The sequence below is a fragment of the Vibrio profundi genome (genome assembly GCF_005281835.1).
Lineage (GTDB): Bacteria > Pseudomonadota > Gammaproteobacteria > Enterobacterales > Vibrionaceae > Vibrio > Vibrio profundi.
This window is the reverse complement of sequence record NZ_RZIS01000005.1, coordinates 209,692-226,524: the sequence shown is the minus strand read 5'-3', so window position 1 is coordinate 226,524 and position 16,833 is coordinate 209,692. Positions and strand designations below refer to the sequence as shown.

Below are 16,833 nucleotides of genomic sequence, written 5' to 3'. Positions count from 1 at the left end.
TCTCCTTGCGGCTATTCGCACTTATGCGATAGCACTTGCTGCATTTGAATCTAGGAACCACTCTGTTTCACCAGTTTTAGACTGGATCTTCGCTGCCGGGTAAGGCAACTCTGAAGCAGGAGTAGTGTGAATTTCTTTAACGATTTCAACTTTACCCGCGCCTAGCACTAGGTAGCTGATTCGTTTTGCTGCCTCTAAAACTTTTGCTGTTTTAGAAACGCGGATCTGACCTGACTCAGGGTGAGAAGCTAATACTGATAGGTTCTCATCTTGGTAGTTCGTTGCACCTGGGAATAGAGAAGCCGTGTGGCCATCAGCGCCAACACCAAGCAAGATCCAATCGAAAACAGGCGTGCCATTTTCAGATGGGATTACGTCAGCCATCTCTTTAGCGAAACGCTCCGCTTCTGCTTTCGGCTCATCTTCACCACGAATACGGTGAATGTTTTCTGCTGGTAAGTTTACCTGGCTGAAAAGAAGTGCGTTTGCTTCACCATAGTTGCTTTCTGCATCATCCGGTGCAACACAACGCTCATCACCCCACCAAAAGTGAAGGTTGTTCCATTGAATGCCTTCTGCATATGGTGCCTGAGCTAGTAGCTTGAAAAGCATTTTTGGCGTGCTGCCACCAGACAATGAAATATGAACGGGTTTGCCCTGCTCACTGTACGCTTTCATTTCGTTAGCAAGGTTTTCAACAACTAACTCTGGTGTCTCAAAGATCTTGTGGTTGATCATAATTCGCAGTAATCCGTGTCTGTTAAGTTTTTGCATGGGAAACGCCATGCGCGGCCATCACGTTGAAGCAGTTCGTCCGCTTCTTGTGGGCCCCAAGTACCACAAGCATAACCAAACAGCGCTTGAGGATCTTGTTTGAAATCTAAAATTGGTTGGACGTACTTCCAACATGCTTCTACTGCATCAGTACGTGCAAACAGAGTTGCGTCACCGTTTAGTGCATCAAGAAGAAGACGCTCATAAGCGGTTAGCATTTGAGTTTCTGGCAAGTCAGAGTAAGAGAAGTTCATTTTCACTTCTTTTGCTTTGAAGCCTGCACCTGGCTCTTTAAGGCCAAAGCTCATCTGAATACCTTCATCCGGTTGGATACGGATGATCAGTTTATTTTCTGGCGCGTCTTGGCCGAAAACAGGATGAGGCGTGTTCTTAAAGTGAATCACAATTTCTGTTACGCGAGTCGGCAAACGCTTACCAGTACGTACGTAGAACGGCACGCCATTCCAACGCCAGTTATTGATGTGCGCTTTTAAGCCAATGTAAGTTTCAGTACGAGAGTCATCAGCTACACCGTTCTCTTCACGGTAACCTAAAAGATGTTGACCGCGAACATCAGACGCCGTGTACTGACCTAACACTAGGTCTTTACGTAGGTCATCTTCTTCAAGAGGCTTCAGACATTGAAGTACTTTAACCACTTCATCACGGATTGAATCCGCATTGATTTGTGCAGGCGGCTCCATACCAACCATTGCCAATACTTGTAGCAAGTGGTTTTGGAACATATCTCGCACTGCGCCAGAACCGTCGTAGTAGCCGCCGCGTTCTTCAACGCCTAGGAATTCAGCACCTGTGATTTCAACGTAATCAATAAAGTTACGGTTCCACAGTGGTTCAAACATCGCGTTAGAGAAACGAAGCACAAGAAGGTTTTGTACAGTTTCTTTACCTAGGTAATGGTCGATACGGTAGATTTGGTGTTCTTGGAAGTGATGATGGATTTCTTCATCTAACTGCTGAGCTGAAGCTAAATCGTAGCCGAACGGCTTTTCGATGATAAGGCGACGCCAACCGTTTGATTCATCATTCAATCCATGGGCAGCAAGGTTTGCCGGGATAACGCCATATAGGCTCGGCGGTGTTGCTAGATAGAATAACGTGTTGTGGTTTTCAAATTGATAATCTTTTTCAATTTTATCCAAACGAGTAGCTAAACGAGCGTAATCATCGACATCAGACGTATTGATTGCCTGGTAATGCAGGTGGTCAATAAAAGCATTCAGAATCTCAGGTTCAGTTTTTTCCATATCCTGAAGTGATTGCTTTAATTTTTCGCGGTAAGACTCGTCACTGTAATCAGTACGACTCACACCCAAAATCGCGAAGGATTTTGGCATCTGATTGTTCGCGTATAGGTGATATAAAGCAGGGATCAGCTTACGGTAGGTTAAATCTCCCGATGCACCGAAGATTACGATGCTGCTGTTTTCAGGTATTACCATCATCTTTCCTATAAAAACAAGGTCTTTAGTATCCGCCAACGGTATCAGCGAGATACAAAAATAGATAATAGGTCTTAACTATTACATTAATAGTTAACCCCTATAACTCTAGAAATGTGTTTGGTAAATGAAAGTGATCAATATCACTTTCGATACGGGTGCGTATTGTCTATGACAATTTGATTGACATCAACCACTGTGAAGGCAATCGATTAAATATTGACTAATTTATTCACTAAAAAGGGAATATTTTAAGAGAAAAAGTGAAGTGATTATGAAAGGAGGTGAGCAGAACTCGCTGCTCACTAATAAGTATACTATCTGGTCAGCTTAGCGTAACAGCGTTCAGGTCGACCGACCGTGCCGTAATTCAGATCCGCTTCTAATTCACCAGCGGTAATGAGGTACTCAAGATAGCGCCTCGCGGTTGTTCGACTGGCGCCAATTTTCTCACCCGCTTCATCAGCGGTGATCCGTAAATCACCTTGAAACAAGGCTCGAATCTTATCTAAGGTTACGCCATCAATCCCTTTAGGCAGTCGATTTGAGGCTGGCGTGTCTGAGTTGCTCGATGCTTGCAGCATTTTGTCGACCAAGCCCTGGTCTAGATCCGAAACATTATCGATTTCTTCTCGTTGTGACTGATACTTTTTCAGTGCCGTTTCTAAACGAGGGAACATCACCGGCTTTAACAGGTAGTCAACTACCCCGCCACGCATGGCTTGCTGTAGCGTATCCACATCTCGCGCGGCAGTGATAAGAATCACATCGCAACCTTGATTGCTTCCACGAACTTTGGTCAAAATATCCAGCCCGGAGCCATCCGGCAAATAGACATCAAGCAGCACCAAGTCTGGTTTGAGGACATCTAATTGCATTTCAGCCTCGCTCTGCGTCGTGGCTATTCCTATTACTTCAAACCCGCCCATTTGAGTTAAGTAGCGATGATGAAGCTCTGCGATTGCAATATCATCTTCGATTATCATAACTCGGGTTAGCGTGCTCATTCTGATTTATCCTTCAACACATCTTTTCCCTTTAATACAAGCTCTTCCTTCGGTAGGTATACCGTCATTCTTGTTCCATAGTCCTTATTACCAACCATTTCTAATTGGCCATGGTAGCGATCGGCAAGCTGTTTAATCAGATAAAGCCCGACTCCTCGGTTAGCTTTAGCTTTGCTCGACACCCCTTTTTCCGTCAGGGACTCAATAGCCAAGTTTTGTGGTAAACCACAGCCTTTATCGTCAACTTCCAGAATGATCTCGTTCCCGTAATCACTCACCGAAACCTCAATAATACGACGTGATTGAGCGATATGGCCTTCCTGTTTAATCGAAGACATAATCGCGTCAAATGCATTATCAATAAGGTTGCCTAAAATGGTCACTACATCATCAGAGTTTAGCCACTCTGGCAAAGGTTCTAAACGTGAGCCTTCTTCGACTTTCAGTTCCAGTCCAATTTCACGAGCGCGCTCTGTTTTCCCCAACAGCATGCCTGCAATCAACGGATCTTTTACGGTTTCACGTAAGAACTCAATCAGTACTTGATAGTGCGCGGTTTCTTGTCCAATCAGCTGTTGTACTGATTCCAATTCACCCATTTGAACCAAGCCACTGATCGTATTGAGCTTATTTCTGTGCTCATGAGTCTGAGAACGTAGTAAGTCTGCATACTCACGAGTTTGAGACAATTGCTCGGTAAGATCATTGATCTCATCACGTAATCTAAAACTCGACACCGCTCCAACCACTTCACCATTGACCACGATCGGGCTTCGGTTAGCAATTAAACGCTTATTATTTAGGAACAATTCAATATCATGATCGGATTCACCACTACTCAGTAGCTCTTCCAAATCACTCCCAGGCAGTACATCCACCAAGCGATTATTCAGTGCTTTGTCTCGGTCTATGGCTAATATTTGGCAAGCACTTTTATTGATTGAACGAAGTAACCCGTTCGAGTCTATACTGAGTATCCCTTCTTTAATGGTACTCATGGTGACGTCTAGCTCAACGTACAAACGGCCAATTTCTTCAGGTTCAAAACCCAAAATCGCTTTTTGAAATCGGCGCGAGGCATAATTGGAAATCACCGCATTAACGCCAACCACCAGCAATGCCATCAAAATCAAGAACGCCAAATAAGGTTCAATGCGATCTTGCAAGCGCTCCAGTAGATAGCCAACGGAAACTACGCCAATGATTTCACCTTGAGCATTTTTAACTGCGGTTTTTCCTCGAACAGAAATACCCAGTGAGCCCTGCGCCACAGACACATAGGACTCACCATAAACCAAGGCTTTTTGGTTATCTCCACCTCGCATCGGTTTACCAATGCGCTTATCAATCGGGTGAACGATACGGATACCGTTTTCATCACCGATCACAATAAAGGCAGCGCCGATAAGTTCGGTTAAGTTGCGAAAGCGTACTTGTATATTTTCGGTATCATTACCTTCAATAATGTTAATTACAGCAGGTGAAGACGCTAAAAACTCGGCAACGCCAAGTGCCTTCAAGCCCATTTCTTTTTCTTGAGAATCTTTTATATACGCAAAACCAGCAGCTGACAGAATCAACAACTCGACCAATCCGGTCACTGTCATAATGATCAGTAATCGCTTACGAAAACTGATATTGCGCCATCTCATAAAAATATCCCTTAGAATCAACGCGTTTAAATTAACACTTAGTTAACAGGCGTACCTTAAACCCGTTAGATATTTGTGAACCCTATATTGAAATATAACTGAGTGATATGTAATTAGCGCGGTAAGTGAGCAAATGAGTAGCAGACAACAGGAAGATCTGACAACTAGACTTTTAGAGTTTATGAGTATTGAAGCATAATAATTTGTCTATTTATTGACCTAGATCACTCCGTTTTTAGGTTAAATTTAGGCCAATTTTTTGATTTCACTTTATACTAAATTCAGTCTTTGAAATTAGTGTTTCAGTGGTTAGCGAGGCTAACGGCAACAAAGCTCTACCCTCGCTTCAAGACTGCTTTGAAAAACTTACGAATGCTATCTAACAACGTCAGGCATAAAAATAGGCTCTATATAAACTGAGCAGGCATCTAAAGCCTGTTACTCCATAACTCTAATAGCCACATAACAATCCATCTCTTGTAATGATACATAGCTAAGTTTCCGTACCAAATTGCTTCAATTTACGTATTAACATTGTTAATAAGGAAACCAACAATGGAACGCGACGCTTTCGGAATCTGCCTTTCTAAGGCCATGCTGTTTGACAACTTACACTCCACCTTTACTCATGTTCGGGCATACGAGAAAAGTGAAGCCTCTACACCAGACTTGAAAGTGCTACTCGCCTTTCCACAAATGTCTGGCAGGGACTTACTTCAAACGATGCAAGGCTCTCGTCAATTGGTTTGGCGTGCAGACCATCATTGCCCTAGCCTAAAGTAAACAGAGTTAACTGATAAAAGAGCGCCTCGGCGCTCTTTTTATTTTGCTCACACTTCTTCGATACCATTCCAACCTGTCTTATTTTTGAACAAACACTAATCTATTAAAGACAAGGGTATTCGCATGCGTTAACATTAGAGTTAATACTCTAATGTTAATTATGTGCTCATGAAATTTTCAAGATCGACTGTCTCAAAACACATAGCGGTTTGCCTAGTTGCTGGTTTCAGCGCCTTTTCTAGTGTTGCTGCGCCAATCTCATTTAACGATGCGTGGCAGCTACTACAAGAAAACAACAATTCATTGGCCGCTCAACAAGCCAATCTGGACCGCTACCAACACTTACAAAGTGCCACTAGCAGTCTTAATTTACCGGCGGTAACCATTGGAGCTAATTACACACGTTTAGATACTGATGTAACAGTTAGCGGAGAGCAGCTTGTAGAAAGCACTGGCAGTTCGATTACTGTTCCACCAGCCTTTGCGGGCATCGTTGATGGATTGCTTTCTACGACCTCAACCATCACAGAGCGCGATGTGTTCTCTTCTTCAATTCGAGCAATTTGGCCAATATTTACTGGTGGACGCATCACCGCGGCACAAACTGCTGCTGAAGGGAAAACCGAGGAAGCGAAAAGCCAATTTGCGATGGAAAGACAAGCTCGCTATGAAGACCTCAGCAAATACTACTTTTCGGTATTACTTGCTAAAGACGTATTAGAAACTCGCCAAGCGGTTGAAGCTGGCTTGACTCAGCATCGCGACTTTTCCTTAAAGCTTGAGCAACAAGGGCAGATTGCAAAAGTAGAAAGACTACAGGCTGAAGCCTCTTTAGATAAAGCGCGCGTAGAGCGCAACAAAGCACAACGCGACCTCAATATCGCGCAACTCGCCCTGAGCGAGATTTTGGGTCAGTCGAGCAGTGTTGAACCATCAGAGCATTTGTTTATTAATCAAAACCTGCCACAAATGCAGACGTTTATTGATCAAACACTCTCAACCTACCCAGGGTTAGATCTGCTTACCGCAAAGGAAAAGCAAGCAAGTAGCCTGATAAAGGCGGAAAAAGGCAAATACTACCCAGAGGTGTATTTATACGGCGACTACAGCCTACATGAAGACGATTCGTTGGCGAGCCAAATGAAACCAGATTGGCTAGTAGGAATCGGTGTCAATATTCCGCTTGTCGATACATCAGGCAGATCGGAAAAAGTATCTGCAGCGCACAGCGCAGTCTCACAGGTTCAATTCCTTAAGGCTCAAGCAAAACAAGATCTTACTGTCTTAGTACAGAAAACTTATTTAGAAGCCCAACAATCTGTGGAAGAAGTGATCGGTCTCGATTCCAGTATTTCTCTGGCACAAGAAAACTTATCGCTTCGTAAAAAGGCGTTTAACCAAGGTTTATCAAACTCGTTAGAAGTCGTCGACGCTGAACTGTATCTTGCGAGTATCAAAACCCAACAGTCAGTCGCTCGTTTCCAATATCTAATTTCACTGAACAAGTTGCTAGCGCTAAGCAGCGAGATGGACACATTTCCAAGCTACAAAAACAACGCCATCACAGCTCAAAATCTGCCAGTTCAACACCAGCAAAAGGATCCATCATGAAATCCATCAAACCAATTTTACTTTCGACTTTAGCCATAAGCGCAATTGGTTGGGTGGGCTACAGCTTTTACCAAGCTTATCAACCTCAACCAATCAAGCTACAAGGCCAAATTGAAGCACAGCAGTACAGCATTTCATCCAAGGTGCCGGGCCGAATTGACCAAGTATTGGTCCGCAAAGGCGATACGATTGAAAAAGGTGATTTGATTTTCACTCTACATAGCCCAGAGATCGACGCTAAGTTAGAGCAAGCGATGGCTGGGCAAGTTGCCGCTGGAGCATTAGCTCAAGAGGCCGAAAAAGGCGCACGCGTACAGCAAATTCAAGCAGCCAAAGACCAATGGCAAAAAGCAAAAGCTGCTGCTGATCTAATGGAAAAGACGTATAAACGTGTGAACAACCTTTACAACGATGGTGTTGTTGCCGAGCAGAAACGCGACGAAGCGAACACGCAGTGGCAAGCGGCCAAATATACAGAAAGCGCTGCATTTCAAATGTACCAAATGGCTAAAGAAGGCGTAAGAGATGAAACTAAACTCGCAGCTGCCCAAAAAGCTAGAATGGCTGCAGGCGCTGTAGCAGAAGTGGAAGCTTATGCAGCAGATACTCAAATCGAGAGTTGGTTTAACGGAGAAGTTGCACAAGTTTTACTGAACAGCGGCGAACTTGCTCCACAAGGCTTCCCTGTTGTTACGGTCGTTGATACCAAAGACTCATGGGCGATTCTAAATGTACGTGAAGACCTGCTTAGCCACTTTGAAAAAGGCAGTGTATTTAAAGCCTACGTTCCAGCATTAGACAAAAGCGTTGAATTCAAAGTCAGCCATATTGCGGTCATGGGAGACTTTGCAACGTGGCGTTCAACCGATGCGGCTCAAGGCTTTGATTTACGCACATTTGAAGTAGAAGCACGTCCAACTCAACAAACTGACAAGCTACGTATGGGCATGAGTTTAGTGGTTGAACTATAGGACACATTAATGAGTTCAATCTATAAACAACAATGGCAACTTATAAAGCATGACAAGTGGTTATTGTCTTGCCTCACTTGGTTGCCAGTCATATTTGCACTATCGATATGGTGGATTTTTTCGCAAGGCATTGCGCGCGATCTACCGATTGGCGTGGTAGACCTACAACATAGTCAGCTTTCTCGGACACTGACGCAAAACTTAGATGCCTCACCCACCCTTGCGGTAGTCAATACATTCAGTGATGTCAGCGAAGCAAAGCGTGCCATGATCAAACAAGATATCTACGGTTACGTTATTATCCCTACAGGGTTTGATAAAGCTATCTATCAAAAGCTTAACCCTCAGGTGTCCGCTTTTTACAACAGCCAATTTATTTTAATCGGTAAGCTTTTCCACTCAGCCGTACTTCAAGTTCAAGGCACCTTTGCCGCTGAGTTAGAAGTCATGAAAGTGCTAAGCCATGGTGATACCACAACTCTTTCTGCACTTGGGCAAGCAGTGACGGTTCAAAGCCAAATTACCCCTTTATTCAATAAGAACACCAATTACGCTCAATTTTTAATTTCAGCAGTCGTCCCTGCACTTTGGCAAATAATGATGGTAGTCAGCACCATTCTAGTGCTCAATGCCAACCATAAATCACTAGGCCTAAGCCTTTGGCTTGGTCACAAGCCTCTCACTTCACTTTGTCGCACAATGCTTCCCTATATCGGCCTGTTTAGCCTGTTAGGTACCAGTTTTTTACTTTGGTTTTATCTCGCACTGCAATGGCCAATGAATGGTAGTTTTACGGTGTTGATCATAGCTCAAATTATTACGGCTATCGCGTGTGTCATTATGGGAAGCTTGTTCTTTTTCCTTACTTTAGACCCAGCTAGAGCAATGAGTTTCGCAGGAGCATTCACCGCACCTAGCTTCGCATTTATGGGGATCACTTTCCCTGTTAGCCAAATGAATGAACTGGCTCAAATGTGGCGAAGTTTACTGCCCATTAGTCATTACATTGAAGTGCAGGTCGAACAATCAAGTTACGGCGTAACTGCTATTCATTCACTGCACCATATGATTCCTATGCTGGGCTACCTGTTTCCCGTATTTGTCGTGCTGCTTTTAACCCGGAAACACTTACGAATTGAACAAGGAGGGCAAATATGAAAACTCCTTCGCTACTTTCTTTGATCAAGCACGAGTTACTTGCCGTTCTTACCAACCCCGTTGTTAACCTAACTGTGTTTGGCGGCGTGCTGTTTTATTCGTTCCTTTATCCATTACCCTATGCTAATCAGGTTTCGCAAGAGCTACCTATCTCTATCGTCAATTTAGATAACAGTAAAACTAGCTATCAACTAGAGCGAATGGTGGATGCAACACCGCAAGTACGTGTGATTCAACGAGATCACAGTATCGCAGTAGCTAAAGATGCGTTATTGAAGCAAACCATCGGGGGCTTTTTGGTCATACCTGAACATTTCTATAAAGATTTGTTATTGGGGAAAAGCCCAACCTTATCGTATGCGGGTGATGCCTCTTATTTTCTGGTCTACGGAACAGTTGTTGAAGGGCTAGCAAAAGCTGGAGGAACTCTCGCAGCACAAGCTAAGATCACGCACTTACTTACGGAAGGCAGCCCACTGTCTTTGGCATCGAACCAATACAGCGCATTTACTGCCAACATGAAACCGACATTCAATAGCAGAATGGGCTACGTCGATTATGTCGTACCAGCGGTTTTTGTTTTAATTTTGCAGCAAACTCTCGTTATGGCAGCAGGCCTGATTGGGGGTACGCAAAAACAATCATCTGGCTATTGGGAGCATACGCCAACCTTGACTCTGCTATTAGTTAGGCTCTCCGTTCTCATTGCGATTTATTACTTGTTGTCGATGTATTATTTCGGTGCGAGTTTTGAAATGCATGATATCAATCGCCTTGCATCCATCAGTACTTTACTGACCTTACTGTTGCCATTTCTTTTAACAAGCGGGTTGATCGGCGCTGTATTGGGCCAAGTTCTACCGAGAAGAGAACTAGTCACCGTCGTGGTACTGATCAGCTCAATGCCACTGATCTTTTCAGCGGGATTTATTTGGCCAGTACAAATGATTCCTGAACCTCTAGTGATGCTTTCTAAGCTCTTTCCAAGTACACCGGCTATTCAAGCTTTCCTTGCAACCAATCAAATGGGGGCTGGCTGGGCAGATATAGCAGATAAATGGAGTCTAATGTGGGGGCAAGTTTTGCTGTGGAGCGGAGTTTGTTGGCTAGTATTTAGAAAACGCATCGATTAGATACAACAAAGGCTCCCAATAGGAGCCTTTTTTCTCAAACACGAACAACGTCGTTACAAAGAGAATGGAATCAACTACAGCCCCATATCTTCGATCAAGGCTTTAATCTGTTTTAGATCCATACGATGAACGGCAATCATTTGTCGAATATCGCTGAGTCGAGAATTAGCCGCATCATGTTTGTCACACGCGTCTGACTTCGCATCCCATGACGTGCCTTCTAAGAACACATCACACTCTTTTTTCAATGGTTCTAAGTTTGGCAAAATTGAGTCACGTTCTTGTTCTAATTTCTCTAGCGCTTGAGAAATCTCTAGTTCTTTACGGAAAAGCTCTCTAGAACGTTCAAACATTGTCGCTTGCATGTCTGCCTGGCGATTCAACTTAGTGTTAGTTTGTTGAGATTCAGTGAGCACTTTCTTTTGTTCACTCAACTGATGTTCAAGTGACAAATTCGCTTTCTCAAGTTCTATTGAGGCATCTTGCAGCGCGTCGAGTTCTTGTTTATGAACTTCCGCCTGTTTATTCAAAGCCTCTTCAATTTTAGCGTCGATTTCGGTATCGACTTTGGCAACCTTCTCTTCTACACGCGTAACCAATTGCTTTTTGCTATCACTCAGTTCTTGGTAACGCTGTTCCAGTACATTGTAAGACGATTCCCACTTGCTCGCAGTTACGGTAGAGCCGACCAAACCACCTAACGCCAATCCGATTACGGCGGCGATACCAATGTAAAGCTGACTTCGCTTATCGCGTTCTTCAATCACGACAACTTCATCTTGCTCGCTCTGTTCTGGGTTTTGGTTCACTGTAAGAAACTCCCATCAAATATGTAGTTAGGTTTATTCAAAAGGCTACCGAGATAGTTCAGAGATCATTAAGCTAGCGGTATAAACTAAAAAGCTCCCCACTACTGCAATCACTACCCCTTTTTGAACTTTTTCATTAGTCCTATAGCGAAAAAGAAAAAAAGCCAGCGCAATCAAAAAGACAATTGCTATCAATCGAGTCATAAATCCTCCTTGTTACTCCTATTTTATACCATTTAAATCGGTTATTTACGTCAGAGTTTGGTTGTTTAATCGTTTACATGAACAAGATTTACACAAACAGTTTTTTTGGGGCTGACATCACATTTTCATTTCTATAGGATACACATACAGATTATCTATAAATTAGATAATTGTTCCGATGAAGACTGCAGGAGAGTGGTTTTTAACCAAATATTAGCATTTGGTTAGATTGACCCGCCGAAGAAGTAAATCTTTCAGGTGCTTTATGCTGATGAAAATCAGAAAAGCGAGGACTGTTGTTGGAGGAACCTCTGGAGAGAGCCGTACTACTTTGTTGTAGAAAGCGGCCGCCGAAGGAGCAAGCTTAGTCAATTTTACGTACCTATACGCAAACCGCTAAGTGAAACTCTCAGGCAAAAGGACAGAGGAGTGAAAAGCTACAACCTTAATTACCAAAAGAGTTCTATCTAGAAATCCGTATGTATTAAGTAGTGCTATCGATCTTATGATCGCACTGCCCTTTCACTCTTCTCCTTAAATTTTTTATTTATTAAGGGGAAATCAATGTTTGACCTATACACCACATTACAAGCCATCGACAGCCTAGTTTGGGGACCACCACTCCTAATTTTACTCGTCGGTACAGGTATCTACTTCACTTTTCGCTTAGGCCTACCTCAGTTTAGACACCTACCGACAGCACTAAAAATGGTATTTCGCAAAGACAAGTCAGGCGCAGGTGATGTGTCGAGCTTTGCTGCGTTGTGTACAGCCCTATCTGCAACTATCGGTACAGGTAATATCGTTGGTGTTGCAACCGCTATAAAGCTGGGTGGCCCAGGTGCGTTATTTTGGATGTGGTTAGCGGCCGTGTTTGGCATGGCAACCAAATACGCAGAATGCTTACTTGCCGTAAAGTATCGAAAGCTCGACAGCAATGGCCAAATGGTAGGTGGGCCGATGTACTACCTGCAATATGGCGTTGGTTCCAAGGTACTCGCGGTCGTGTTTGCTGTCTTCGCACTTGGTGTGGCTTGCTTTGGTATCGGAACCTTCCCGCAAGTTAATGCCATCATTGATGCAACCGAAATTTCGTTCGGCGTATCTCGTGAGATCTCAGCAGTAGTACTCACAGCTTTAGTCGCTTTCGTGACCTTAGGTGGAATTCAATCTATCGCGAAAGTTGCGGGTAAAGTCGTCCCTACCATGGCTTTATTCTATGTTGTTGCTTGTTTAAGTGTGCTGATTAGTAATGCAGACCAACTCGTAAATGCGCTGGAACTGGTGATCAGTTCAGCCTTCACCAATACTGCTGCTTCTGGTGGCTTCTTAGGTGCAAGCATGATGCTAGCGATCCAATCAGGTATCGCCCGAGGTGTATTCTCTAACGAGTCTGGCTTAGGCAGTGCGCCTATGGCAGCCGCCGCGGCAAAAACGGACTCGTGCGTTAAACAAGGTCTGGTTTCGATGACGGGCACGTTCTTTGACACCATCATCATTTGTACGATGACGGGTCTGGCCTTAATCCTAACGGGTGCATGGCAAACCGATTTAGCGGGCGCAGCGATGACGACTCACGCATTCGCAGTTGGACTAAATGCCGATACGCTTGGCCCTATGCTCGTTTCTATCGGGCTTATCTTCTTCGCATTTACCACGATTTTAGGCTGGAACTATTACGGCGAACGCTGCGTAGTATTCCTATTTGGAACAAAAGGTGTGCTGCCGTACAAAATCGTTTTCTTAGTGTTGGTTTCATCAGGCGCTTTCCTTAAACTCGACATGATTTGGCTAATTGCCGATATCGTGAATGGCTTAATGGCTTTCCCTAACCTCATCGGTTTGATCTTGTTGCGACACGTCGTTATTGAAGAAACTAAGCTTTTCTTTAATAGCGCCACTCAAACCACTTCGAAAGACACGGTTAGTGCTTAATAGTCTGTGAACGTGAATATTCAGCTGTTTTCGTTTGAACAGGCGCTAACTGCTTAGCGAATCAAGCTCAGTTCACTTAATATCTTCAATTCATGCCCTTAGTTTTTAACTGAGGGCATTTTCGTTTTGGCCTGCCCTAGAGTCCCAAAGATAAAAAAACCATCAATAATGTCCTATGCTAATACTTGACCCCGCTACAAGGATATTACGACATGCCGAGTAATAATCATGAGCACACTTCTCTTCGACTGCTCTTGCTGTTCCTTGCCTTTATATTGATGTCTTGGCCTACCGTAATGGCCACCAGCTTTACGGTTACAACGATCACATTTACGATTTTGTCCATCTGGCTAGTTGTCATTATTGCCTTGGTCATACTGGCGCGGTAACCACACATGATCAGTGCCACCACACTCATCATCCTCATTCTCGCCTATATCGGGATGCTATTTTTCATTGCGAATTGGGCGGAATCCAAAAGCCCGACGGCAAAAAAGATCTCCTCCAGTTCAATGGTGTACGTTCTGTCACTGGCGGTGTTTTGTACGAGTTGGACATTTTATGGAAGTGTTGGGCTGGCTTCTCGGGCGGGCGTACTGGTTTACACCATCTACTTAGGGCCAACATTATTGATGCTTGTATTATGGCCGTTGATGAAACGGATCTTGTTGGTTAAGCAAACCTATCACGTAAACAGCATCGCTGATTTTCTTTCTGCACGATATAACCGAAGCCTTTACTTAGCAGGCATCACTTCCGTTGTGGCGATGATCGGCATCGTTCCATATTTGGCCTTGCAGCTTAAAGCCATTAACAATTCATTCGCAGTGGTCATGAGCGCCGAGTCGTCCAACGATATGGTCACGTGGGTTATTTGGTTTGGTGTTGCGATGTTCACCATTGCATTTGGTATTCGGCATATTGATCCCACTGAGCGCCACCCTGGCATGATGCTCGCTCTCGCAGTTGAAGGCGTAGTGAAGTTAGTGGCGATGTTATGTGTGGGAATTTTCGTATGCTTTTTTATGTTCGATAGCCCGCAAGCCATATTGCAAGAACTAACTGAAAAACTCCCTGATACAGCCAAAACAATGGCGAAAACACCAAACGTCATGACTTGGGTGAGCTTCCTACTGCTAGCTGGTTCTGCCTTTTTTATGTTGCCTCGTCAATTCCACGTGATGGTAGTTGAAAACCCGCAAACCAGCTACATCAAAAAAGCTCAGTGGCAACTGCCCATTTACCTCATTTTAATGACGGTGTTTGTTATGCCTATTTCTGCAGCTGGCGTGTTAGTGATGGGCCCCGATAAACCGGACACCTACATGCTTACGTTGCCGCTAAGTGCCGAACAATTTTCACTAACATTGCTTGTATTCATTGGAGGATTTTCTGCTTCGATGGCGATGTTAATGGTATCTGGGATGACTCTCGCCACGATGTTCAGTAACCATTTAGCGCTGCCTGTATTAAGGAAAGTGATTCCTGATAAGAATTTTGGTCAACACCTACTACAAATACGCTGGCTTGCAATTTTCTTGGTGTTTGGTGCGGGGCAAGCGTTCTACATGTTTTTGGGCGACTCCTATATGCTCGTCAATATGGGGATGATTTCGTTCTGCGCCGTATTGCAGTTTTTACCTTTGGTAGTCTTAGGCTTGTATTGGAAAAACGTAACGGCACGCGGCGCTATTTTAGGCATCTCCTTTGGCTTCTTTATTTGGGCTTACTGTTTATTCTTACCTGCCATCATGAAAAGTGGCTGGATTGACGACAGCATTCTAATTGCAGGACCTTGGGCCATCGAGTGGTTACACCCTGAACGCTTATTTGGCTCAAACATGGATAAAGTCAGCCACGGTGCTTTTTGGTCTTTAATCGCGAACTTATCTGGCATCGTTTTAGGTAGCTTATTTTCCAAAGAGTCGGATAACGAGTCACGCTATAACGCTGAGTTCATCGATATCATGACTCAAAGCTCCTCATCAGATTACGAAGGCTCACTAGACTTACCTTGTAACATTGTTCTTGCGAGTAAACTGCCAATCTTACATGACCTCTTTAATTCGTATTTCTCCGCCAAAGAAACCGAAGATAAAGTCGACTTATGCTTAAAAGAAACCAACCTTGCCGATCGTGAACATATCAATACGCAAGAATTAGCCAACCTCGAAAAAGCAGCGGAAAGGCGTTTAAGTGGTGCGACTGGAGCAGCAATGGCCCATGTACTCATCATGGATTCAGGGCTGTTTACTCAGGAGGAGACGCAAGCGCTTGAACAAAGCTATAGTCAAATTCTCAGCCAACTCAAAATTAGCCCTACTCAACTTCGTAAACAACTTAACTACGCCAAAGAGAAAGAAAACCTTGCGCAGCAATACAGTGAGCAATTAGAAGGTTTAGTCGACAACCGTACTCAAGAGCTTCAAGAAACCATGGAGCAACTTAAAAACGCTCAGCACCAACTCATCGAAACCGAGAAGCAAGCTTCATTAAGTAAGCTCGTCGCAGGTGTTGCGCATGAAATCAATACACCTATTGGTGTATGTGTGACAGCTGTCTCTAACCTCAAAGATGAGGTGAAGTTCGTGCGTGACGCTTATGACACTGAAAAATTAAGCGAAAAAGATTTAGAAGAGTTTTTCGACCTGTGTGACGAGTCTTCGCAAATCATACTTAAAAATAATGAGCGAGCCTCTAGCTTGATTCGCAGTTTCAAACGTATCGCCGTCGATCAAACATCTGACGACCTCCGTCAAATCAATATTCGCGAATATCTTGATGAAATTCTGTTATCACTTCGCCCTGAGCTCAAACGGGTTCAGCATCAGGTGGAAATTGAGTGTGACGACTCTCTGACTTGTACCTGTTATGCAGGATCGCTTTCTCAAATACTAACGAACTTGATCATGAATAGCCTTATTCATGCATTTGAACCCGAGCAGAAGGGAAAGATGCTCATCAAAGTCGAATCACATAGAGGCTCTATCATCATCACTTATAAAGATGACGGCGTTGGATTGGATGAAGAGAGTGCGAAGTGCATTTTCGACCCTTTTTATACAACCAAACGAAACCTAGGCGGGAGCGGTTTAGGCGCGCACCTTATTCATAATTTGGTCACGCAAAACCTAGCGGGGACGATAAAAATTGATACCGCCGTTGGGCAAGGGCTCACGTATACCATCGCCTTCCCTAGCAAGCCGAAAGAAGCATAGTACCAAATGTTCAGGCTTAATTAGGCACTTGTGAACCTTTAAGGTCCACATAATCAGAATGTGCAATAACTTGTATAGCTGAGCATTTGAACCTATACCCTATATACAACTATGA

14 protein-coding genes and 1 riboswitch are annotated in these 16,833 nt (G+C 43.9%); of the genes, 8 read left to right on the top strand and 6 right to left on the bottom strand.

From position 1 onward, the window contains the following. Positions 1–21: 21 nt before the first annotated feature. The 4 genes from pgl to ELZ11_RS14565 form a co-directional block, all read right to left on the bottom strand. A complete protein-coding gene (gene pgl, locus ELZ11_RS14580; RefSeq protein WP_137358260.1) occupies positions 22–738 on the bottom strand; it encodes a 6-phosphogluconolactonase in 717 nt (238 codons plus the stop codon). Further along, on the bottom strand, positions 735–2,237 hold the full coding sequence (zwf, locus tag ELZ11_RS14575) for a glucose-6-phosphate dehydrogenase (RefSeq protein ID WP_167494703.1): 1,503 nt from the start codon (positions 2,235–2,237) through the stop codon (positions 735–737). Before zwf ends, pgl begins: the two co-directional genes overlap by 4 nt. 317 nt (positions 2,238–2,554) lie before the next feature. Then, the gene (locus ELZ11_RS14570; protein WP_137358151.1) at positions 2,555–3,244 is read right to left on the bottom strand and encodes a response regulator; all 690 of its coding nucleotides are present in this window, start codon (positions 3,242–3,244) and stop codon (positions 2,555–2,557) included. After that, positions 3,241–4,896, bottom strand: coding sequence for an ATP-binding protein (locus tag ELZ11_RS14565; RefSeq protein ID WP_137358150.1), 1,656 nt, complete (start codon positions 4,894–4,896; stop codon positions 3,241–3,243). The genes ELZ11_RS14570 and ELZ11_RS14565 overlap by 4 nt, the downstream gene beginning before the upstream one ends. Before the next feature lie 555 nt (positions 4,897–5,451). Between ELZ11_RS14565 and ELZ11_RS14560 the strand changes: the two genes are divergently transcribed. The 5 genes from ELZ11_RS14560 (at position 5,452) to ELZ11_RS14540 (ending at position 10,552) form a co-directional block, all read left to right on the top strand. After that, positions 5,452–5,679 (top strand): hypothetical protein, encoded by a 228-nt coding sequence (locus ELZ11_RS14560; RefSeq protein WP_137358149.1) that lies wholly within the window; start codon positions 5,452–5,454, stop codon positions 5,677–5,679. Between the two features lie 168 nt (positions 5,680–5,847). Beyond that, the gene (locus ELZ11_RS14555) at positions 5,848–7,290 is read left to right on the top strand and encodes a TolC family protein (RefSeq protein WP_137358148.1); all 1,443 of its coding nucleotides are present in this window, start codon (positions 5,848–5,850) and stop codon (positions 7,288–7,290) included. Then, the gene (locus ELZ11_RS14550) at positions 7,287–8,261 is read left to right on the top strand and encodes an HlyD family secretion protein (RefSeq protein WP_137358147.1); all 975 of its coding nucleotides are present in this window, start codon (positions 7,287–7,289) and stop codon (positions 8,259–8,261) included. The genes ELZ11_RS14555 and ELZ11_RS14550 overlap by 4 nt, the downstream gene beginning before the upstream one ends. Positions 8,262–8,270: 9 nt before the next feature. Continuing rightward, positions 8,271–9,419, top strand: a complete 1,149-nt coding sequence (locus ELZ11_RS14545; protein WP_137358146.1) for an ABC transporter permease — start codon at positions 8,271–8,273, stop codon at positions 9,417–9,419. Beyond that, the gene (locus ELZ11_RS14540) at positions 9,416–10,552 is read left to right on the top strand and encodes an ABC transporter permease (protein ID WP_137358145.1); all 1,137 of its coding nucleotides are present in this window, start codon (positions 9,416–9,418) and stop codon (positions 10,550–10,552) included. Before ELZ11_RS14545 ends, ELZ11_RS14540 begins: the two co-directional genes overlap by 4 nt. A gap of 74 nt (positions 10,553–10,626) precedes the next feature. On the opposite strand, the gene ELZ11_RS14535 is transcribed toward ELZ11_RS14540, so the two are convergent. Together ELZ11_RS14535 and ELZ11_RS23845 are read right to left on the bottom strand one after the other, a co-directional pair. Continuing rightward, positions 10,627–11,361, bottom strand: a complete 735-nt coding sequence (locus ELZ11_RS14535; protein WP_137358144.1) for a chromosome partitioning protein ParA — start codon at positions 11,359–11,361, stop codon at positions 10,627–10,629. 45 nt (positions 11,362–11,406) lie between these two features. Then, complete coding sequence (locus ELZ11_RS23845) at positions 11,407–11,565, bottom strand: hypothetical protein (protein ID WP_167494699.1); 159 nt, start codon at positions 11,563–11,565, stop codon at positions 11,407–11,409. A 301-nt stretch (positions 11,566–11,866) separates the two neighbouring features. Continuing rightward, positions 11,867–12,000, top strand: a riboswitch (glycine riboswitch). A gap of 129 nt (positions 12,001–12,129) precedes the next feature. Between ELZ11_RS23845 and ELZ11_RS14530 the strand changes: the two genes are divergently transcribed. From ELZ11_RS14530 to ELZ11_RS14525, 3 genes are all read left to right on the top strand, one after another. Next, positions 12,130–13,500 carry an alanine/glycine:cation symporter family protein gene (locus ELZ11_RS14530; protein WP_137358143.1) on the top strand — a complete coding sequence of 457 codons (1,371 nt, stop codon included), beginning with the start codon at positions 12,130–12,132 and terminating at the stop codon, positions 13,498–13,500. A 212-nt stretch (positions 13,501–13,712) separates the two neighbouring features. Continuing rightward, entirely contained in the window at positions 13,713–13,889 is a 177-nt protein-coding gene (locus ELZ11_RS23840) for a hypothetical protein (RefSeq protein ID WP_167494698.1), read from the top strand. 6 nt (positions 13,890–13,895) lie between these two features. Next, the gene (locus ELZ11_RS14525) at positions 13,896–16,718 is read left to right on the top strand and encodes an ATP-binding protein (protein WP_137358142.1); all 2,823 of its coding nucleotides are present in this window, start codon (positions 13,896–13,898) and stop codon (positions 16,716–16,718) included. The last annotated feature ends 115 nt before the right edge of the window (positions 16,719–16,833 follow it).